Genomic DNA, 18,334 nt, shown 5'->3' with positions numbered 1-18,334 from the left:
ACTGTCACGCGATGGTTCAGCGTGCCTCAGGCACGGGTATTGATAACCGTACCCAACGCTTCGCTTGCCTCTTCCACTACCTGAGTGGTAGCGGCAGGATCGCTGGCATTAACCGTAGTTTCACGAACACTGACGTTCGGATCACGCCCGGTGGCCTGTTCCGGCTCCTGCGGTTGACCGCTGCCCTGCACATCACTGGCAGCACGCTGAACGCCATCTGCGCTTCGGTTACTGGAGTAAAGCGCAGCACTCTGAGCTGAAATGCCGTTAATGTTCATACTTGCACCCTGTCGGGACCTTTCAATTCAACAAACAGCGGACGCTCTGCTAAGCCACTACATAGACCGACCGCTACCTTAGTCACTCCGAGTATAGCGCAACTGCAGAACTTGTTCACTTTTTGTGCAATTGAAGATGTTTCAAGTCAATATAGGGGGCAACTGTCTCCGCAGTACAGGGTTCCAGCCGGGGCACGACACCCAGTAGAGGGGCTCGCAGGCTGTTGCGCAGCGTATCGATATTCTCCTCCAACACAGGCATGTGGGGATCGAGCACATTGGCAACCCAACCCGCCAAATGCAATCCATCCCGGTGAATCGCTTCCGCCGTCAACAGCGCATGACTGATGCACCCCAGCTTGATTCCAACCACCAGAATCACTGGAACCTCCAGCAACTGCGGCAAACGAGACAATGATTCCGACGGGCTCAATGGCACCCGCCAGCCACCGGCCCCTTCTATCAAAACCAGATCTGCCGGCTGCATCATGGCGCCACGGCAAAACGCCGCCAGACGGTCTGCACTGAGCCTGCGATCTTCCCGCTGCGCGGCAATATGCGGAGCGATCGGCTCCGCCAGTGCAACCGGATTAACCTGTTGGTACGGCAGTTTGACCGACGCACTCTCCTGCAACCGCAGGGCATCACTGTTACGCAGTCCGTCCGGCGTCATCTCACAGCCGGCAGCAACTGGCTTTAGGCCCAGGGTTCTGAGCCCTGATGCTGCGCCTTGATGCAGCATGCCTGCCGTTACAGCGGTTTTCCCTGCATCGGTATCGGTACCGGTTACAAAATAGACCTGCTTCATCAGAGCGTTTTCACCCATTTGAGATAATAGATTTCGTAGGTCGCGGGCAACATACCCGAGCTCCCGCGCATCGTCTCATAGGCTTCGGATAGCCTATTCAGACGCGTCCTGCCCGCCAATCCGCGCCGCTCGCGGTGGTTGACGTTATGGGCACCCAGCGCCTTAAGCTCACGCATCAGCGGCTTGAGGGTCGCATACTCCAATACCCGATGCTGACACTCCGCTTCCGCCAGCCTCAAACCCGCTGCTTGAGCCGGCTGCTGCAAGGCATCCAGCTCCAGAAAGTCGTTTACATGGCGGTCCTCATCCACCGCAGCCCAGGCCGCCTTTAGCTCCCCCAACGTTGAGGGTCCCAGGGTTGCAACGACCAAATGTCCGTCCGGGCGCAGCACGCGACTGAGCTCACTGAAGAGAAGCTTCGGCTGCTCACACCACTGAAGCGCCAGACTGGAAAAGACCAAATCCAGTGCACCACTCTTTAACGGCAACGCCTCCGCATCACCACACAGGGGAGTGAAACCCGCCGCGCCGTGTCGATCACGGGCGTATTTTAACATGCCTTCCGCCAGGTCCAGGCTCAGCCCAAAGGCACCGGGATAACGGTCGTTCAAGGCAGGTGCGGCGTAGCCCGTCCCACATCCCAGATCCATATACCGTCCGATGTCACCTGCGGGTAGCTTGCCGATCAGCCTGTCCGCCACCTCTCGTTGCAGGGTCGCCACACTGTCGTAAGTCGCGGCGGCACGGCTGAAGGACTGAGCCACCTGTTTTTTATCACGCAGCAAAGCCGCATTCATGACGAACCTCTCTGGCTTTGCGCCGCGAGTTCATCCAGCTCGGCAATAAATAGATCCGGCTCGGTCAGGAATGGCAGATGGGCGGAGTGCTCAGCACACACCACTCGGGCATCGGGTATCAAGGTGACCAAGGTGTCCTTGAGGGATACGGGCACCAAAGGGTCGTGCTCCCCCAGCAGAACGGTAACAGGCCCCCTCAGCTGCCCCAGTGACGGGCGCAGGTCAGCTCGCAACACGCCCAGCGTGGCGACCAAGCCCTCACTCGACGCAGGGCTATCTGCGATCACCTGCTTCAGAAGTTTGAATTCCTGACGTGCACGAACACTGCCCTGAGTCTGCAGTGCCGCAAAACGGTTCAGCGTCTTCACCGGGGACGTCACCAGCCCCCGCTCAAACGCCTTAAAGGTGTTCATCTCCATCCCACAGGACCAATCCGGCCGCTGCACGAAGCAGGGAGATGCCGCGACCAACATCAGAGCCGATATACGCCCGGGCGCCTTGGCCGCAGCATGAACCGCCAGCGTACCGCCAAGCGACCAGCCGACCCACAACGCACGCTCCGGCACCTTTGCCAGAACCACCTCAACCAGGGAATCAAGCGTTGTTTCAGTAAGCGGTTCCGACCGGCCCAATCCCGGCAGGTCAATCAACGTGAGCCGATAGCGCTCAGCCAACTGATCCACCAACGGCTGCCAGATATCACTGGAGAGGCCCCAACCGTGAAGCAAAACCAGTTCCGGTCCACGCTCACCCCGTTGTTCGACATATAACGTCATGACTGCGACCCGTTAATCGCGGACAGTGCATCGAGCAAACGGTCGACCTGCGCATCGGTATGAGAAGCACTGAGCGTGACCCTCAACCGAGCGCTCCCCGCGGGAACAGTTGGCGGGCGAATCGCACTGACAAAGATTCCCCGATCCTCCAACGCCTCACTCAAGCGCAACGCCTCATCGGCGGAGCCCACCAGGATCGGTTGAATCGGTGTGGATGAGTTCATCAGCTCGAAACCAAGCTGCGAGGCCCCGGTGCGAAAGCGCTCTATCAACCGCGCCAGCTTCTCTCGGCGCCAGTGCTCCTCTCGTACCAACTTCAGACTGGCAAGCGTCGCCCAGGCGACAGCCGGTGGCATGCTGGTGGTATAGATGTAACTGCGGGCAAACTGGATCAAGGTCTCGATCAACGCGTCACTCCCCGCTACGAAAGCCCCCGCTGTTCCGAAGGCCTTCCCCAGAGTCCCCATCAGAATAGGCAGCTCTTCAACACCCAGTACAAAGTGCTCGGCGCAGCCTCCACCCTGGCTCCCAATGCACCCAAAGCCGTGGGCATCGTCCACCATCAGCCAGCCACCGGCCTTACGCGTTTCCCGGGAAAGCCGGGGCAGATCTGCGATATCACCATCCATGCTGAAAACGCCATCGGTGACTACCAATTTGCGCCTCGCATCACTTTTATCCAACCGCTGGGCAAGACTTTGGGGGTCGTTGTGAAGATAGCGCTGGAAGCGAGCACCACTGAGCAGCCCGCCATCCAGCAGAGAGGCATGATTCAGACGATCCTCAAACACCGCGTCCTGCTTATCGAGCAACGCCGTGATCACACCGAGGTTTGCCATGTAGCCGGTGGAGAAAAGCAGCGCCCTGGGCCGTCCGGTAAACTCGGCCAATGCCTCTTCCAACTGATGGTGGGCTGAGGAGTGCCCCATCACCAGATGCGAGGCGCCCCCGCCGACGCCGAAAAGCTCCGCGCCCTCGATCATCGCGCGCTGAAGAGCCGGATGGTTGGCCAGCCCCAGGTAATCATTGGAGCAGAAGGCCAGGCAACGCTTGCTGTCGACGACCACCTCCGGACCTTGAGGCGACTCCAGTAGACGACGACGCCGGTAAAGGTGTGCGTGGTGACGCTCGGCCAGCTCAGACTCCAGCTCGTGGAAGGACATCAGTTCGCCGCGTCGTAGAACAGCGCATCATCTTTCCGGGCCTGCAGCTGGCCGGCGATCGCCTGGACCTGCTCGGCATCAGACTCCTCGATACGCTGCTCCGGGTTAATTCCCAGGCGCTTGAACAGCTGAAGATCTCGGTGAGTTTCGGGGTTCGGTGTCGTCAGCAGGCACTCACCATAGAAGATCGAGTTGGCACCGGCAAAGAACGCCATCGCCTGCAGTTCATCCGACATCTGTTCTCGCCCGGCTGAAAGGCGCACATGGGACTTGGGCATCAAGATACGAGCTACAGCGATATTGCGAATAAACTCCAGTGGATCCAGGTCCTCCACATCCTCCAGCGGAGTACCTTCAACCTTGACCAGCATATTAATCGGCACCGACTCTGGTTGCTGCGGCAGATTGGCAAGCTGGAGCAGCAGACCGATTCGGTCCTTGGCTGTTTCGCCCATACCCAGGATGCCGCCACTGCAGATTTTCATCCCCGCGTCCCGAACATGGGCCAGTGTGTCGAGGCGATCTGCAAAGGTTCGCGTGGTAACAATCTTGTCGTAAAACTCGGGCGAGGTATCCAGGTTGTGGTTGTAATAGTCGAGCCCGGCGTCAGCCAGCTGATCCGCCTGATGCTCCTTGAGCATACCCAACGTCATGCAGGTCTCCAGCCCTAGCGCTTTTACGCCCTTGACCATCTCCAGCACATAGGGCATGTCACGATCAGTGGGATGCTTCCACGCTGCGCCCATACAGAAGCGGGTGGAGCCTGCGGCCTTGGCCTGCTTGGCTTTTGCAAGCACCGCCTCAACTTCCATCAGGCGTTGCTTTTCTAAGCCGGTATCGTAATGGGCACTTTGAGGGCAGTACTTGCAATCCTCGGGGCAGGCGCCGGTCTTGATCGAAAGCAGGGTGCTGACCTGTACCTGATTAGGATCAAAATGCTGACGATGCACGCTTTGCGCCTGGAACAGCAGATCATTGAAAGGCAGTTCGAACAGCGCTCGAACCTCCTTTTCAGTCCAATCCTGGCGTACTTCGGCGGTGGTTTGCATTGCGTGGGACTCCCCTTCAGCATTAAACAGATCCAGGACGCCAATCTTATAGCGGCAAGGAATGCTGTCAACCTATGAAAACAACAGAAAAGAACTACAGATTATTTTTTAACCAATCCTGTGCGCTCTGCTCTACTTTCCCGGCAACAGAGACCGGCCTCTGCGAAGGTTGCCACACCGACTTACCCTGGTTGGTCGCCGCGTGCAGGTGCTGCGCCGAGCCATTGACCTCCCATCAGGATCTTCTGTGCCCAAACTGTGTGAAGGACCCGCCACCGTTCGACCGAACACATGCGGCTTTCCGATACAGTTTTCCAATCAACCAGATCATCCCCGCGGTCAAATATCATCGCCGCCCTGCCATGCTTGGCTGGTTAAGCCGCAGCCTGGCTCAACTGATGCGTGACCGGCTGGAAAACGACATACCGGAGGCTTTGATTCCGGTACCGATGCATCCCTGGCGCAGCTTTCGCCGGGGTTTTAACCAGGCCGAGCTGATCGCGGCCATCCTCGGCCAGGAGCTGGGCATTCCGGTTATCGAAAAGGGAATCAGCAGGAAAGCAGGCGGAGCACACCAAGCTGAACTCAACCGGCAGGAGCGTTTGGCCAACCTTCAGCACAGCTTTCAAGTGCGTCGCACACTGCCCGCATCTGTCGCTATCGTCGATGATGTGATGACAACCGGAGCAACGGCCAGAGAACTCGCCCGAACCCTGCGTGAGCATGGCGCGGTACATATACAGATCTGGGCCCTGGCGCGGACACCGAGCTGAAAGATGCGTAAAACCGATACGTTGGTTAGACTGGAAAAGTTCGTTTAATTTCAAGGAACTTAATCATGACCCTGGAGATGCTGGGCCAACTGATTGGCGGTATCGGACTTTTCCTGTTGGGGATGCAGTTAATGACTCTGGGCCTGAAGCAGGCGGCAGGTCGTTCACTGAAAAAAGCGCTGGAAGCGGCCACCCGATCCAAGCTGAGAGGCCTGCTGTCAGGGACATTGATCACCGCCGCCGTGCAGTCGTCCAGTGCAGTCACCGTAGCCACATTGGGTTTCGTCAATGCCGGTCTGCTCACACTGGGGCAGTCTATTGCCGTGATATACGGCTGCAACATTGGCACCACGATGACCGGCTGGCTGGTGGCGCTGATCGGTTTCAAGATCAAGATCAGCGCCTTCGCGCTACCGATGATCGGCGCCGGGATGGTTCTGAGAATCATCGGCAAGAGCGGCCGCCTCTCCCATATCGGTACGGCCGTGGCCGGCTTCGGTCTGTTCTTTATCGGGTTGGACTTCCTGCGTGGCAGCTTTGACGGGCTGTCGGAGCAGGTGCCTCTGAATGAGATCGGCCATGGCCCCCTCGCCCTGACGCTGTTTGTCCTGGCCGGTTTTGTGATGACCTTCCTGATGCAGGCCTCGGCCGCAGTGATGGCCATCGCCCTGTCACTGGTACACACCGGCTCAATCACACTCTCCGCCGCGGCTGCGCTGGTCATTGGCGCCAACGTGGGCACCACGACAACGGCCCTGCTTGCAGCCATTGGCGCCACACCGAGTGCCAAGCGGATCTCGGCAGCCCATGTCCTGTTCAACCTGCTGACAGGTGCTGTCGGCCTGATTTTCCTGATCTTACTCGCCGGCTGGCTCGACAAACTGGATCCGGATCGCTTTGACCTGGTTTCGCTGCTTGCGCTCTACCATACCCTGTTTAACCTGACCGGTGTCGCCATGATCTGGCCGCTGACAGATCGCATGGAGGCGTTCCTGCTCAAGCGCTTCCGGAGTATGGAGGAGGATGAGGCACAGCCCCGCTATCTGGATAACAACATCCTCAGTACCCCTTCACTGGCGATTGAAGCGATCAACCGGGAGCTTACCCGGGTCAGCCGCCACTGCTCTCGCATGGCCCGTGAGGCGATCAGCGCCGAAGCCACCGATCAGGCACGTCTGGAAGCGCAGGCTCAGGGCGTCTACCGGCTGGTTGGAAAAATCAGTGAGTTTAACCAGGAGCTGGCTCGCCAGAACTTGACGGTAGAGATCAGCGAAACGCTGCCCATCTCCTTGCGTGTGGCTCGCTATTACAGTGAAATGGCGCGTCTTTCTGCCAAGTTGCCGGAGTACTACCACTTGTTCGAACAGATTCAGGACAGCGGCCTGGGGAACAGCCTGACGCGTTTCCAGCAGAGTGTCATTCGCCTGATCGACCTGACCGAGATCAGCGCAGACAGCAACACTCAGGGCTATGAGAGCCATCAGCTGATGCGTGAGGTACATCGGGATTACCAAAGCCTCAAGAGCCTGCTTTTGGAACATGCGGTCAGCGGCCGGCTGCAGGCCGAGGAAAGCATGTCGCTGCTTGATGCAGCCAGTCAGCTGCAACGCATGGCAGAACAGGCGGAAAAAGCATCAAGCCACTGGAGCAGTACACTGCCCGTACAACACCGCGCGTCCCTTACCGAGGAGCCTGAACACGGATGATCACAGATCCCTGGTTTTACGTGGCGGCGGTGCCTGCCATTCTGATCGTGGGTATTTCAAAAGGTGGCTTTGGCGGTGGGCTGGGTCTCCTGGCCGTACCCCTGATGTCGCTGGTTGTAAGCCCTGCGCAAGCGGCTGCTATCATGCTGCCGATTCTCTGTCTGATGGACCTGGTCGGCCTCTGGAGTTTTCGCGGACAGGGTGACAAGGGCCTGATCCGAGTGCTGATTCCCGCAGCGCTGATCGGGATCATTATTGGCGCTTTCAGTTTCAGCTATTTAAGCGATCAACATCTGAAGCTTATCGTCGGGAGTATTGCCGTGCTGTTCACGCTGAACTACTGGCTGCGGCCCAGACAGCGGGACCCCAAACCAGCCAGCACACTGCGCGGCGGCTTCTGGGGTGTCGTCACCGGCTTTACCAGCTTCAGTGTTCATGCCGGCGGCCCACCGCTCAACATCTACCTGCTACCACTGCGGCTGGATAAAAGCGTTTATATCGGCACCACCATCATTATGTTTGCGGCCATCAACTATCTTAAGCTGATCCCTTACGCGATGCTGGGCCAGTTCACCACGGCCAACCTGACCACCGCGGCGGTGCTGGCGCTGCTGGCTCCCGTGGGCGTTCGGCTCGGGTACTGGATGCACCATCGGATCAGCGAGACCTGGTTCTATCGCATCTGTTTTGTGCTGCTTTTTTTGACCGGCAGCAAACTACTGTACGATGCGCTGATTCCCCTACCCTGAACGGATACTCGAATGACTGCTTCTCTGGAGATCGAACCGATAGGGGTTATTCATACCGCCTTCGACGAAAAATTTGGCATTCCCCGTCAGCCCGGATTAGCGCGTTCCGTGGAAGCCAGTATCGAGCTTTACCCCCCTTACGCCAGCGATGAGGCGGTACGCGGACTGGATCAATGCAGTCATCTTTGGCTGCTGTTCTGGTTTAGCGCCACGGCCGATCAGGGCTGGAAACCCCTGGTCAGACCACCCCGGCTTGGGGGCAACCGTAAGCTGGGCGTTTTTGCCAGCCGTTCTCCGTTTCGTCCCAACCCGATCGGCCTTTCCCCGGTTGAACTGCGCGGTATTCGTCGTGAAGGCGGAAAACTCTGGATCGATGTCATTGGGGCTGACCTGCTCAATGGGACCCCGATCCTGGACATCAAACCCTACCTCCCCTATTCGGACAGCTTGCCCGAAGCACGCTTCGATCTGGCAGAGAAGATCGAGCTGCTTGACCTTCCCATCCTCTGGAGCGAGCAGGCGAGCGCGCGGGCCGCCGAACTGGAACGGGATCTGGAGCAACCCGTCACACAACAGGTCGAAGAAGTGCTGCGCTGCGACCCACGCCCGGCTTATCAGCAGGATCCCGAACGCATTTACGGGATCAGCCTGCACCAGCACAATATACGGTTCAGGATCGGAGCTGATGCCATCGAGGTCGTCTCGCTCGACACATCCCCTGCATGAGACACTGTGTCGCACCCTGCCGGACAAGGAATCCTTCACACAGACCAGCCTCCCCGGTAGAATATTAGACATACCTAATATTTGAGGCTCCCGGTATGCCAACCATCCAACAAAGCGCCAGTTCCGATAGCGCCGGCCATCTGCAACACCTGCCCATTTCCATCTTTTCCATGATCATGGGCAGTGTTGGGCTGACGCTGAGCTGGCAGAAAGCCCATGAAACCCTCGGTGCTCCTTTGTTAGTCAGCCAAGTCCTGCTGGTTATGGCCGCTTGCCTGATGCTGATGCTGACCGGCAGCTATCTGCTGAAGATCCTGCGTTATCCGCAAGCGGTGCTGGCTGAATGGAGCCATCCCATAAAGATCAGCTTTTTCCCGGCGTTTTCCATCAGCCTGGTTCTGTTCTCGACGGCCACACTCCCGGTCTCACAAACCTTGTCTCATATACTCTGGGTGATGGGCAGCTTTATGCACCTGCTGTTTACGCTGCATGTGATGACGCAGTGGATCCACCACACCCGCTTCCAGGTTGTTCATAGTACGCCTGCCTGGTTTATACCCGTCGTAGGTAACATTCTGATTCCCATCGCCGGTGTACACCATGGCTACGTTGAGCTGAGCTGGTTCTTCTTCGCTATTGGCCTCGTGTATTGGATTATTCTGAAAACACTGATTTTTAATCGTGTACTCTTCCACGACCCGCTGCCGCAAAAACTGCTGCCAACGCTCTTTATTCTGATCGCGCCTCCGGCAGTGGGCTTTATCGCCTATACCCAGCTCAACGGGGGCGCCATCGATGGCTTTTCGCGTATTCTTTTCTATGCGTCGCTGTTTCTGGTTCTGCTCTTACTGACGCAGTGGCGTTACTTTATCCGACTGCCCTTTTTCATCTCCTGGTGGGCCTATTCCTTCCCTTTGGCTGCCTTCTCCATCGCGACCCAGATCATGCATGAGCGCATCGGTGGAAACGTTTTCTCGGTACTGGCGTGGGCGTCACTGGCTTTGATCTCCACCTTGGTCACGGTATTGATGCTGAGAACCCTGAAAGCGGCCATCAGCGGGCAACTGTTCCAACCCGATTAAGGCATCAGCCGGTGATCCATCAGCTATCCTGTAACGTAAGCAGATCAGTACGTTACAGGAGGCTCCATGGCGACAACGGCGCTTTACTGGCTCACCCACGACCTTCGCCTATGCGATAACCCGGCATTGCGCGCAGCCGCCGCCAGTGCCGATCAGATGTTATTGGTTTATTGCGTGGATCCGAGCTGGTTCCAGCCCGGGCAGTTCCAGTCACGGCCTATGGGCCAACATCGCTGGCGTTTTATTTATCAATCGCTGCGCGAACTCGACCATCAGCTGAGCGCTCTTGGGCAACGGCTTTTGATCCGTTTCGACGACCCGGAAACCACCATTGATCAGCTGATCCGTAAATATCGGGTCGATACGCTGGTTCGCAGCCATGCGGTAGCGAGCGATGAGCAACAGCAGCTGGAACAGATACGCGAGCGCCACCCGAGGCTCCATATCGCCCAGTTCTGGACCCACACTCTATTCTCTCCGGATCATCTGCCCTTTGACCTTCAACACCTGCCAACCACCTTTACTCAATTCCGCAAAGCGGTTGAATCTCTGCACATCTCTACCCCGCTGGCAGCACCGGGTCAGCTGCCACCACCGCCGATCGCCGTGGAACCCAGTCACTGGAATGAACTGCCTGACGCAACAGCAGATATAACGCTTTTCAGCGGCGGCGAAAGCGCTGCCCATGCTCGGCTTGAGTACTATTTTGCTGATCAGTTACCCGCCCATTACAAGCAGACCCGCAATTCACTGTCCGGTGGCGATACCAGCACTGGACTGAGCCCCTGGCTGGCCCATGGCTGCTTGTCGGCACGACAGGTTATCGATCGCCTCAAGCGCTACGAACAGGAACGGGTGCGCAACGATTCAACCGAATGGATCAGTTTTGAACTGCTCTGGCGCGAGTACTTTCAGTGGTATGCGCAAAAATTCGGTGTCGGCCTCTACCGGTTTCGCGGGATCACCTCAAAACCACCACTGACCAGTTTCTATCCCGGGCGTTTCCGCAAATGGATCGAAGGCGAAACCCCCTACCCCATTGTCAACGCCTGTATGAAACAGCTCGCCAGCACTGGGACGCTCTCCAACCGCGGACGCCAATTGGCCGCCAGCTGCCTCGTCAACGAGCTGTCACTGGACTGGCGCTATGGTGCTTCCTGGTTTCAGCAGCAATTGATCGACTACGACCCCGCCTGCAACTGGGGGAACTGGCAGTATATCGCCGGTGTCGGCGCGGATCCCAGGGGTGGCCGTCATTTCGACCTGGAGTGGCAAACCCGGCAGTACGATCCACTGCACCAGTACATTCAACACTGGGCCGGAAACAGCGAGCTGAAGCTGCTCGACCATGTGGATTATGTGGATTGGCCCATCGTTCCCGAACACCATGACTAAGCGACCAACAATCAAGGATGCGTATTTCGGTGCATGCTAAACCACACCTGCCTGAGAAAACCTGCCCTGTGTGCCAGCGGCCATTTACATGGCGCAAGCGCTGGGCACGCTGCTGGGATCAGGTGATCTACTGCTCTGAGCGCTGTCGCCGCTCGCCCGGTAAAAGGACCAAGCCGATTTGACCCAAGCCAAGACCCTGCGCCTGATTCTCGGCGACCAACTAAACGCCAACCACGGTTGGTTCAAGGAACTCAATCCAAACCGCCTCTACCTGATCGCCGAGCTGAAACAGGAAACCGGTTACGTCCGCCACCATGTGCAAAAGGTCTGCGCTTTCTTTGCCGCCATGGAACGCTTCGCCAAGGCGCTGGAACAGGCCGGCCATAAGGTGCTCTACCTTACCCTCGATCAAACAACCGAGTACGCCGATCTACCCGCCCTGCTTACGGACGTGATCGAAAGCCACGCAATTGGGGCCTTCGAGTTCCAACGCCCCGATGAGTACCGGCTGCTGGAGCAACTGCGCCAGTTTGCATCCCGGCTGGATATACCTGTCAGGGAGCAGGACAGCGAACACTTCCTACTCCCGTTTGATGAGATACCGCGCCACTTCCAGGCCAACAAAGCCCACCGGATGGAGATGTTCTACCGCCGCATGCGCAAACGCTTCGGTATACTGATCAAGGATGGCGAGCCCACAGGCGGGCAGTGGAACTTCGATGCCGACAACCGCCAGGCATTTAAAGCTGATGAAAGCCTGGCGGTGCCACCACCACGTCTATTCACTAATGATGTATCCGCCATACTTGAACGACTCGAGCGCCACAGCATCGACACCTTCGGTACCTCACAGGCGACACTGCCATGGCCGATTAACCGGGCTCAATCGAGGGAGCTGCTGGTCTATTTCTGCGAGCGCTTGCTGCCCGCCTTTGGCCACTACCAGGATGCGATGACCGAGAAAGGCGCAGCACACTGGAGCCTTTACCATTCCCGCCTCTCCTTTGCCCTGAACAGCAAAATGCTGCACCCCAGGCAGGTGATCGATGCCGCGCTGAACGCCTGGCAACAAAACCCGGAGCGCATTTCACTGGCGCAAATCGAGGGCTTCGTTCGTCAGATCTTAGGCTGGCGTGAGTTCGTGCGCGGCATCTACTGGGCCAATATGCCCAACTACAGCTCGTTCAACGCATTGCAGGCAGAACGCGCCCTACCCGACTATTTTTGGCACGGCGAAACAGAGATGAACTGCATGCGCCATGCTCTGGGCCAATCGCTGGAATACAGCTACGCACACCATATCCAACGCTTGATGGTGATCGGTAATTTCTGTCTGCTTGCGGGTATCGATCCGGATGAAGTGGATAACTGGTACCTGGGGGTTTACGTAGATGCCATCGAGTGGGTCGAGCAGCCCAACACCCGCGGTATGAGTCAATTCGCCGATGGCGGGCTGGTCGCCAGCAAACCCTATGCTGCCAGCGGCCAGTACATCAACCGCATGAGCGACTACTGCCGCAACTGCAGCTATCAGGTCCGCGAGCGCGTTGGCGATCACGCCTGCCCGTTTAACAGCCTCTACTGGTCTTTTCTCCACCGCCATCGTACCCGGTTCGAAAACAACCCGCGTATGGCGGTGATCTATAAGGGATGGGACAAGCGAGATGCCGAAGAGCGCCGGACGATACTGGATAGAGCCGATTGGTGTCTGAACCACCTGGAGGCGCTCTGATCAGTGCCGGCCAGTGTGCTAGACTCGCCCACCCGGTGAATAAAAGCGCACGAGGTAACCGCATGCCGATCAGCGAACAACAACTGGCCTTCGACCAACAGCATATCTGGCACCCCTACTCGTCGATGATCAACCCACCGCCCATGACGCCGGTGGACTCGGCATCCGGCGTGCGAATCAGACTCAGCGACGGGCGCGAGCTGATCGACGGCATGGCTTCCTGGTGGTCGGCGATCCACGGTTATAACCACCCGCGCTTGAACGCCGCCGCCCATGGTCAGATCGACAAAATGGCCCACGTCATGTTCGGCGGCATCACCCATGAGCCCGCCATTGAGTTGGCCAAAAAACTGGTTGCCATGACACCGGAAGGGTTGGATCGCGTCTTTCTGGCCGATTCAGGCTCTGTATCCGCCGAAGTCTCCATGAAAATGGCGATTCAGTACTGGCACGCCCGCGGTAAACCGGGCAAACACAAAATGCTGGCACTGAGGAACGGTTACCACGGCGACACCTTTGGTGCCATGTCGGTCTGTGATCCGGTCACCGGTATGCATGAACTGTTCAGCGGTGTACTCGCTCAGCAATTCTTCATCCCGCGCCCGGAAACCCGTTTCGGGGAGGCACTGCGCGATGGTGACCTGGATGCGCTTGAGCAGACACTGGCCGAGCATGGCGACGAGATCGCCGCACTGATTCTGGAGCCGGTCGTCCAGGGTGCCGGCGGCATGTACTTTTATTCGCCCGAGTGGCTCAAGGGCGCCCGTACACTCTGTGACCGCTACGAGGTACTGATGATCGCCGACGAGATCGCCACCGGTTTTGGCCGCAGCGGCGAGCTGTTCGCGTGTAATCACGCCGGTATCAGTCCCGATATCCTTTGCCTGGGTAAAGCGCTCACCGGTGGCTACATGACCCTGGCTGCCACCCTGACCACTGCCCATATCGGCGAGACAATCTCCAAAGGCGGTGCCGGTTGCTTTATGCACGGCCCCACGTTTATGGGCAACCCTCTGGCCTGCGCCGTGGCCAACGAAAGCCTGGCTCTGCTACAAGAGCAGGACTGGCAAAGCCAGGTCCGGCGGATTGAGCAACAGCTGAAAGAGAAACTGACCCCCGCCGCCAAGCTCAATAACGTTGCCGACGTTCGGGCGCTGGGTGCTATCGGTGTTGTTGAGCTGCACGAGCCTGTCTCGCTGGCCGAAATCCAGCCGCGTTTCGTTGAAGCCGGCGTCTGGGTACGCCCCTTTGGCAAGCTGGTTTACGTGATGCCGCCTTATGTGATGTCTGACGAAGATCTCACCTCGCTGTGTGGCGCAATCGTCAAGGTTTTGAGCGATCTATGTGAGTAACGCCCCTGCCCTTACGGCCGGGTTTTAAGCTACTCTATTTCCCTGGAAAGCTGTGATATCAGGAGAGGATTATGGCGCGAGTGCGGATTGATATGCCGGAGAATTACCTGTTCAGCACCGAAATTCCGGTACAGATCAGCGACATCAACTACACAGGACATTTGGGCAATGATGCGGTCCTGGCAATGGTCCATGAAGCGCGGGTGCGCTTTCTTCGCAACTATCACTACACCGAAACGGATATAGAAGGGGTAGGGCTGATCATGTCTGACTCCGCCATCATTTATAAGGCAGAGGGGTTTTATGGCGATAGTATCCAGATAGACATCGCCGTCTGTGATTTCAATAAATACGGCTGCGACATCTACTATCTGCTGACGAATAAGAAAACCGCGGTAGAAATTGCCCACTGCAAAACAGGCATCGTGTTCTTCGATTACGATACACGCAAGATCAGCCCTATCCCGAAAGCCTTCCGTGAACAAATGATAAAAGAGACTGAAGGCTGAGTCGGTTAGCTGCCTAACGGAGGTCGTTAAAGACGTTTATTCATCCGGCCCATAGTCATAGCTGTGGGCCAGGTTTTCAAAGCGAGTGTACTTACCGATAAATGCCAGTCTGGTGGTACCGATGGGACCGTTACGCTGCTTACCGATAATAATCTCCGCAACCCCCTTCTCCGGGCTGTCTTCGTTGTAGACCTCATCACGATAGATAAACATGATCACGTCGGCGTCCTGCTCGATGGCGCCGGATTCACGCAGGTCGGAGTTTACCGGGCGTTTGTTGGGGCGCTGCTCCAGAGAGCGGTTGAGCTGCGACAGCGCGATCACCGGGCACTCCATCTCCTTGGCCAGTGCTTTGAGGGAGCGGGATATCTCGGAAATCTCCTGGGTACGGCCCTCGTTCTTGCCGTTTTTCATCGACATCAACTGCAGATAGTCGACCATGATCATACCCAGTTCGCCATGCTCACGGACGATACGCCGGGCCCGGGCACGCATCTCGTTAGGGCTGATACCGGGCTGATCATCGATGTAGAGCGGCTTGTTCTTGAGCATATTGACCGCCGCCGTCAGCTTCGGCCAGTCATCCTCCTGCAGCTGACCGTTACGCACGCGGGTCTGATCGATCTTGCCCAGTGAAGAGAGCATACGGGAGATCAACTGGTCAGCGGGCATCTCGAGACTGAATACGAGGACCGGCTTCTCCGTGCCCATCAGGGCGTTCTCCACCAGGTTCATGGCAAAGGTGGTCTTACCCATGGAGGGACGCGCCGCTACGATAATAAGATCCGATTTCTGCAAGCCGCCGGTGCGATCATCCAGATCATCAAAGCCAGTGGTCACACCGGTCAGCGCATCGGCGTTATTAAACAGGGTATCGATCCTGTCCACCGCGCGCTTCAGCAACGGATTAACCGACTCCGGACCACCCTGATTAGGCCGGTTTTCAGCAATCTCAAAGATTTTCTGCTCGGCTTCGTTCAGAATCTCATCGGATGCACGCCCCTGTGGAAAAAAGGCGTTGTCGGCAATGGTATTGGCCACGGTGATCATCTGCCGCAGCAGTGCACGGTCGCGGACAATCTCGGAATAGGCGCGGATATTGGACGCGCTGGGTGTATTGCGTGCCAGTGAAACCAGGTACTCCAGTCCGCCGGCCTGCTCCAGCTCAGCAACGCGGTCCAGCTCTTCGGAAAGGGTCACCACATCGATAGGCCGCCCTTCGTCTACCAGTTTCTGCATGGTCCGGTAGATAGAACGATGACTGGCCGTATAAAAATGCTGGTCCAGCACCACCTCGGACACGGTGTCCCAGGCGTTGTTGTCGAGCATCAAGCCGCCCAGCACGGACTGCTCCGCCTCCATGGAGTGAGGAGGTATTTTCGCACCTTCCAGCGCTTCGTCGTTGAGTTCGGCCATATCCACAGCAGCAGTTCCGAGTCAGATGGGTGATCCAGCGCGACAGCCGGAAAGACGTAGTCTAATCGACGCAGGCGGATGACTGAAGAGTGCCTGCCCTATCGGTATCCAGAAACAAAAAAGCACCGCCCCTCATGTAGAGAGAGCAGTGCTTTTCTAAACCGACGAGCGGTTTATTCGCTGACGACAGTCAGCTTCATGTTCGCGATCACTTCCGGGTGCAGCTGGAGGGCGATTTCGTACTCACCGATGCTGCGGATAGTACCGGACGGCAGACGAACTTCGCTCTTGTCCACTTCGATACCGGCTTCGGTGATCGCATCAGCGATATCACGCGTACCGATAGAACCGAACAGCTTGCCTTCGTCACCGGCTTTAGCGACAACAGACAGCTCCAGATCGTTGAGCTGGTCAGCGCGAGCGTTGGCCGCAGTCAGCTTCTCAGCTTCAGCCTGCTCCAGCTCTGCACGACGCTCTTCGAAACGTGCGATGTTGATCTCAGTAGCCGGTACGGCTTTACCCTGCGGGATCAGGTAGTTACGGCCAAAGCCGCCCTTCACCGCAACCTTGTCGCCAAGCTGACCCAGCTTGCCGATGCTCTCGAGCAGAATTACTTCCATCTCGTAAACCTCATCATATCTGCAGCCCTGGCTGCAGGTTTAATTCCTATCCGGTTGACGGGCATGCCCCGTCTCACCTCTAACCTGTTCATCCGCGCGACTCACCTTGCGGGTTTATCGCGCCGGGCAGATCCGGCTCTGGCCGGACGAACCTTAGATGTCGTGGCTGTCAGTGTACGGCAGCAGAGCCACGTAACGCGCACGCTTGATGGCGGTGGCCAGCTGACGCTGGTAACGCGCTTTGGTACCGGTGATGCGGCTCGGAACGATTTTGCCAGTTTCGGTGATGTAGCCTTTCAGGGTGTCGAGATCCTTGTAATCGATCTCTTTAACGCCTTCAGCGGTGAAACGGCAAAACTTGCGACGACGGAAAAAACGTGCCATCTGAACTCTCCTTAATAATTACTCTTCGGCAGCTGCTTCGGACTTCTCTTCAGCAGGTTTTTCCTGCTTCTGCTCAGAGCTACGCTCTTCGCGGCGAGGCTTACGCTCTTCACGAGCTTCAGCGGCCTTGATCGGAGAGGCTTCAGTGATTGCTTCTTTACAACGGATAACCATGTTACGCAGCACAGCATCGTTGTAACGGAACAGGTTGGACATTTCGTCCAGGACTTCCTGGGTGCACTCAACGTTCATCAGCACGTAGTGTGCCTTGTGAACATTGTTGATCGGGTAAGCCAACTGACGACGGCCCCAGTCTTCCAGACGGTGGATCTGACCGTTATCGCCTTCGATGAGGGCTTTGTAACGCTCGATCATAGCCGGAACCTGTTCGCTCTGGTTCGGGTGAACCAGAAAGACGATTTCGTAATGACGCATTATTGCTCCTTACGGGTTAATAGCCTTCGCATCGGGTCGTTGCAAACCGCAACCACACCAACCGAAAGCAAGGAGTTAAGTAACTTTCAGTATGTGCCGAAATTATCGGACGCAAAATCATACCCGCCAACAGCGGTATTTACAACTACCGACGAGCATTAAAGACGGGACTTACTCAGCTTCAACAATCTCGAAACTGTGGCTGATCTCAACGCCGCCCTTTTCCAGCATCAGCGATGCCGAGCAGTACTGCTCGGCGGAGAGCTTTACTGCTCGCTCTACAGCTGCAGGCTTCAATTTACGACCGGTGACAACAAATTTTACGTGGATCTTGGTAAATACGGAGGGGACGGTGTCCGCACGCTCGGCCTCGATCTGTGCCACACAGTCGGTTACATCCTGGCGCGCCTTACGCAGAATGCTCATGACATCCACGCTGGTGCAACCGCCCAGGCCGGCCAGCAGCAGCTCCATGGGGCGGGGGCCCTGTTTCAGATCACGGTCGATCATTACATCAAAACCGGAGTCAGTGACCGCCTTGAAGCGCTCGTCACCATCCCAATGTACGTTGACGTTCATCGTCA

The 18,334-nt window shown here is 57.2% G+C and carries 21 protein-coding genes and 1 pseudogene; 11 read left to right on the top strand and 11 right to left on the bottom strand.

What is annotated here, in order from left to right; all coding sequences use genetic code 11:
- Positions 1-26 precede the first annotated feature (26 nt).
- The 6 genes from G403_RS0104470 to bioB form a co-directional block, all read right to left on the bottom strand.
- Positions 27-278, bottom strand: a complete 252-nt coding sequence (locus G403_RS0104470) for a hypothetical protein (protein WP_027852930.1) — start codon at positions 276-278, stop codon at positions 27-29.
- 115 nt (positions 279-393) lie between these two features.
- Positions 394-1,086, bottom strand: coding sequence for a dethiobiotin synthase (bioD, locus tag G403_RS0104465; RefSeq protein WP_036232574.1), 693 nt, complete (start codon positions 1,084-1,086; stop codon positions 394-396).
- On the bottom strand, positions 1,086-1,883 hold the full coding sequence (gene bioC, locus G403_RS0104460; RefSeq protein WP_027852928.1) for a malonyl-ACP O-methyltransferase BioC: 798 nt from the start codon (positions 1,881-1,883) through the stop codon (positions 1,086-1,088). Before bioC ends, bioD begins: the two co-directional genes overlap by 1 nt.
- Positions 1,880-2,659 (bottom strand): pimeloyl-ACP methyl ester esterase BioH, encoded by a 780-nt coding sequence (gene bioH, locus G403_RS22170; RefSeq protein ID WP_051298528.1) that lies wholly within the window; start codon positions 2,657-2,659, stop codon positions 1,880-1,882. Before bioH ends, bioC begins: the two co-directional genes overlap by 4 nt.
- Positions 2,656-3,822: an 8-amino-7-oxononanoate synthase gene (bioF, locus tag G403_RS0104450; RefSeq protein WP_027852927.1), complete on the bottom strand. Its 1,167-nt coding sequence runs from the start codon at positions 3,820-3,822 to the stop codon at positions 2,656-2,658. The genes bioH and bioF overlap by 4 nt, the downstream gene beginning before the upstream one ends.
- The gene (gene bioB / locus G403_RS0104445; RefSeq protein WP_027852926.1) at positions 3,822-4,871 is read right to left on the bottom strand and encodes a biotin synthase BioB; all 1,050 of its coding nucleotides are present in this window, start codon (positions 4,869-4,871) and stop codon (positions 3,822-3,824) included. The genes bioF and bioB overlap by 1 nt, the downstream gene beginning before the upstream one ends.
- Positions 4,872-4,945: 74 nt before the next feature.
- Here bioB and G403_RS25845 point away from each other — a divergent pair.
- From G403_RS25845 to G403_RS0104400, 11 genes and pseudogenes are all read left to right on the top strand, one after another.
- Positions 4,946-5,122: pseudogene (locus G403_RS25845) on the top strand (double zinc ribbon domain-containing protein); the annotation flags it as partial.
- Between the two features lie 147 nt (positions 5,123-5,269).
- Positions 5,270-5,644: a ComF family protein gene (locus G403_RS22165; protein ID WP_156899636.1), complete on the top strand. Its 375-nt coding sequence runs from the start codon at positions 5,270-5,272 to the stop codon at positions 5,642-5,644.
- 65 nt (positions 5,645-5,709) lie between these two features.
- Positions 5,710-7,350, top strand: coding sequence for a Na/Pi cotransporter family protein (locus G403_RS22160; protein WP_036232473.1), 1,641 nt, complete (start codon positions 5,710-5,712; stop codon positions 7,348-7,350).
- Positions 7,347-8,099, top strand: a complete 753-nt coding sequence (locus G403_RS0104430; protein WP_027852925.1) for a sulfite exporter TauE/SafE family protein — start codon at positions 7,347-7,349, stop codon at positions 8,097-8,099. The genes G403_RS22160 and G403_RS0104430 overlap by 4 nt, the downstream gene beginning before the upstream one ends.
- A gap of 12 nt (positions 8,100-8,111) precedes the next feature.
- On the top strand, positions 8,112-8,825 hold the full coding sequence (gene tsaA, locus G403_RS0104425; RefSeq protein ID WP_027852924.1) for a tRNA (N6-threonylcarbamoyladenosine(37)-N6)-methyltransferase TrmO: 714 nt from the start codon (positions 8,112-8,114) through the stop codon (positions 8,823-8,825).
- Between the two features lie 95 nt (positions 8,826-8,920).
- A complete protein-coding gene (locus G403_RS22155; protein WP_051298525.1) occupies positions 8,921-9,907 on the top strand; it encodes an SLAC1 anion channel family protein in 987 nt (328 codons plus the stop codon).
- A 66-nt stretch (positions 9,908-9,973) separates the two neighbouring features.
- Positions 9,974-11,302, top strand: coding sequence for a DASH family cryptochrome (locus tag G403_RS0104415; RefSeq protein ID WP_027852923.1), 1,329 nt, complete (start codon positions 9,974-9,976; stop codon positions 11,300-11,302).
- 17 nt (positions 11,303-11,319) lie between these two features.
- On the top strand, positions 11,320-11,484 hold the full coding sequence (locus G403_RS24825) for a DUF2256 domain-containing protein (RefSeq protein ID WP_211232636.1): 165 nt from the start codon (positions 11,320-11,322) through the stop codon (positions 11,482-11,484).
- Positions 11,481-13,034 (top strand): cryptochrome/photolyase family protein, encoded by a 1,554-nt coding sequence (locus G403_RS0104410; RefSeq protein ID WP_027852922.1) that lies wholly within the window; start codon positions 11,481-11,483, stop codon positions 13,032-13,034. The genes G403_RS24825 and G403_RS0104410 overlap by 4 nt, the downstream gene beginning before the upstream one ends.
- 62 nt (positions 13,035-13,096) lie before the next feature.
- Positions 13,097-14,386: an adenosylmethionine--8-amino-7-oxononanoate transaminase gene (gene bioA / locus G403_RS0104405; RefSeq protein WP_027852921.1), complete on the top strand. Its 1,290-nt coding sequence runs from the start codon at positions 13,097-13,099 to the stop codon at positions 14,384-14,386.
- Positions 14,387-14,457: 71 nt separating this feature from the next.
- Positions 14,458-14,895 (top strand): acyl-CoA thioesterase, encoded by a 438-nt coding sequence (locus tag G403_RS0104400; RefSeq protein WP_027852920.1) that lies wholly within the window; start codon positions 14,458-14,460, stop codon positions 14,893-14,895.
- A gap of 36 nt (positions 14,896-14,931) precedes the next feature.
- Here the strand turns inward: G403_RS0104400 and dnaB are convergent, their stop codons facing one another.
- The 5 genes from dnaB to G403_RS0104375 form a co-directional block, all read right to left on the bottom strand.
- Positions 14,932-16,311 (bottom strand): replicative DNA helicase, encoded by a 1,380-nt coding sequence (dnaB, locus tag G403_RS0104395; RefSeq protein ID WP_051298545.1) that lies wholly within the window; start codon positions 16,309-16,311, stop codon positions 14,932-14,934.
- Between the two features lie 173 nt (positions 16,312-16,484).
- Positions 16,485-16,931 (bottom strand): 50S ribosomal protein L9, encoded by a 447-nt coding sequence (gene rplI, locus G403_RS0104390; RefSeq protein ID WP_027852918.1) that lies wholly within the window; start codon positions 16,929-16,931, stop codon positions 16,485-16,487.
- A gap of 153 nt (positions 16,932-17,084) precedes the next feature.
- Positions 17,085-17,315 (bottom strand): 30S ribosomal protein S18, encoded by a 231-nt coding sequence (gene rpsR / locus G403_RS0104385; protein WP_027852917.1) that lies wholly within the window; start codon positions 17,313-17,315, stop codon positions 17,085-17,087.
- Positions 17,316-17,333: 18 nt separating this feature from the next.
- A complete protein-coding gene (gene rpsF, locus G403_RS0104380; protein ID WP_027852916.1) occupies positions 17,334-17,750 on the bottom strand; it encodes a 30S ribosomal protein S6 in 417 nt (138 codons plus the stop codon).
- Positions 17,751-17,921: 171 nt separating this feature from the next.
- Positions 17,922-18,329, bottom strand: coding sequence for an OsmC family protein (locus tag G403_RS0104375; protein WP_027852915.1), 408 nt, complete (start codon positions 18,327-18,329; stop codon positions 17,922-17,924).
- Positions 18,330-18,334: the final 5 nt, after the last annotated feature.

The sequence above is a fragment of the Marinobacterium litorale DSM 23545 genome, assembly GCF_000428985.1.
Classification (GTDB): domain Bacteria; phylum Pseudomonadota; class Gammaproteobacteria; order Pseudomonadales; family Balneatricaceae; genus Marinobacterium_D; species Marinobacterium_D litorale.
This window is presented reverse-complemented; position numbering and strand designations above follow the sequence as displayed.

Bases quoted from the DNA above. Each gene is read 5' to 3' on its own strand.
- G403_RS0104470 (WP_027852930.1), bottom strand. From the start codon at position 278: ATGAACATTAACGGCATTTCAGCTCAGAGTGCTGCGCTTTACTCCAGT.
- bioD (WP_036232574.1), bottom strand. From the start codon at position 1,086: ATGAAGCAGGTCTATTTTGTAACCGGTACCGATACCGATGCAGGGAAA.
- bioC (WP_027852928.1), bottom strand. From the start codon at position 1,883: ATGAATGCGGCTTTGCTGCGTGATAAAAAACAGGTGGCTCAGTCCTTC.
- bioH (WP_051298528.1), bottom strand. From the start codon at position 2,659: ATGACGTTATATGTCGAACAACGGGGTGAGCGTGGACCGGAACTGGTT.
- bioF (WP_027852927.1), bottom strand. From the start codon at position 3,822: ATGTCCTTCCACGAGCTGGAGTCTGAGCTGGCCGAGCGTCACCACGCA.
- bioB (WP_027852926.1), bottom strand. From the start codon at position 4,871: ATGCAAACCACCGCCGAAGTACGCCAGGATTGGACTGAAAAGGAGGTT.
- G403_RS22165 (WP_156899636.1), top strand. From the start codon at position 5,270: ATGCGTGACCGGCTGGAAAACGACATACCGGAGGCTTTGATTCCGGTA.
- G403_RS22160 (WP_036232473.1), top strand. From the start codon at position 5,710: ATGACCCTGGAGATGCTGGGCCAACTGATTGGCGGTATCGGACTTTTC.
- G403_RS0104430 (WP_027852925.1), top strand. From the start codon at position 7,347: ATGATCACAGATCCCTGGTTTTACGTGGCGGCGGTGCCTGCCATTCTG.
- tsaA (WP_027852924.1), top strand. From the start codon at position 8,112: ATGACTGCTTCTCTGGAGATCGAACCGATAGGGGTTATTCATACCGCC.
- G403_RS22155 (WP_051298525.1), top strand. From the start codon at position 8,921: ATGCCAACCATCCAACAAAGCGCCAGTTCCGATAGCGCCGGCCATCTG.
- G403_RS0104415 (WP_027852923.1), top strand. From the start codon at position 9,974: ATGGCGACAACGGCGCTTTACTGGCTCACCCACGACCTTCGCCTATGC.
- G403_RS24825 (WP_211232636.1), top strand. From the start codon at position 11,320: ATGCGTATTTCGGTGCATGCTAAACCACACCTGCCTGAGAAAACCTGC.
- bioA (WP_027852921.1), top strand. From the start codon at position 13,097: ATGCCGATCAGCGAACAACAACTGGCCTTCGACCAACAGCATATCTGG.
- G403_RS0104400 (WP_027852920.1), top strand. From the start codon at position 14,458: ATGGCGCGAGTGCGGATTGATATGCCGGAGAATTACCTGTTCAGCACC.
- dnaB (WP_051298545.1), bottom strand. From the start codon at position 16,311: ATGGCCGAACTCAACGACGAAGCGCTGGAAGGTGCGAAAATACCTCCT.
- rplI (WP_027852918.1), bottom strand. From the start codon at position 16,931: ATGGAAGTAATTCTGCTCGAGAGCATCGGCAAGCTGGGTCAGCTTGGC.
- rpsR (WP_027852917.1), bottom strand. From the start codon at position 17,315: ATGGCACGTTTTTTCCGTCGTCGCAAGTTTTGCCGTTTCACCGCTGAA.
- rpsF (WP_027852916.1), bottom strand. From the start codon at position 17,750: ATGCGTCATTACGAAATCGTCTTTCTGGTTCACCCGAACCAGAGCGAA.
- G403_RS0104375 (WP_027852915.1), bottom strand. From the start codon at position 18,329: ATGAACGTCAACGTACATTGGGATGGTGACGAGCGCTTCAAGGCGGTC.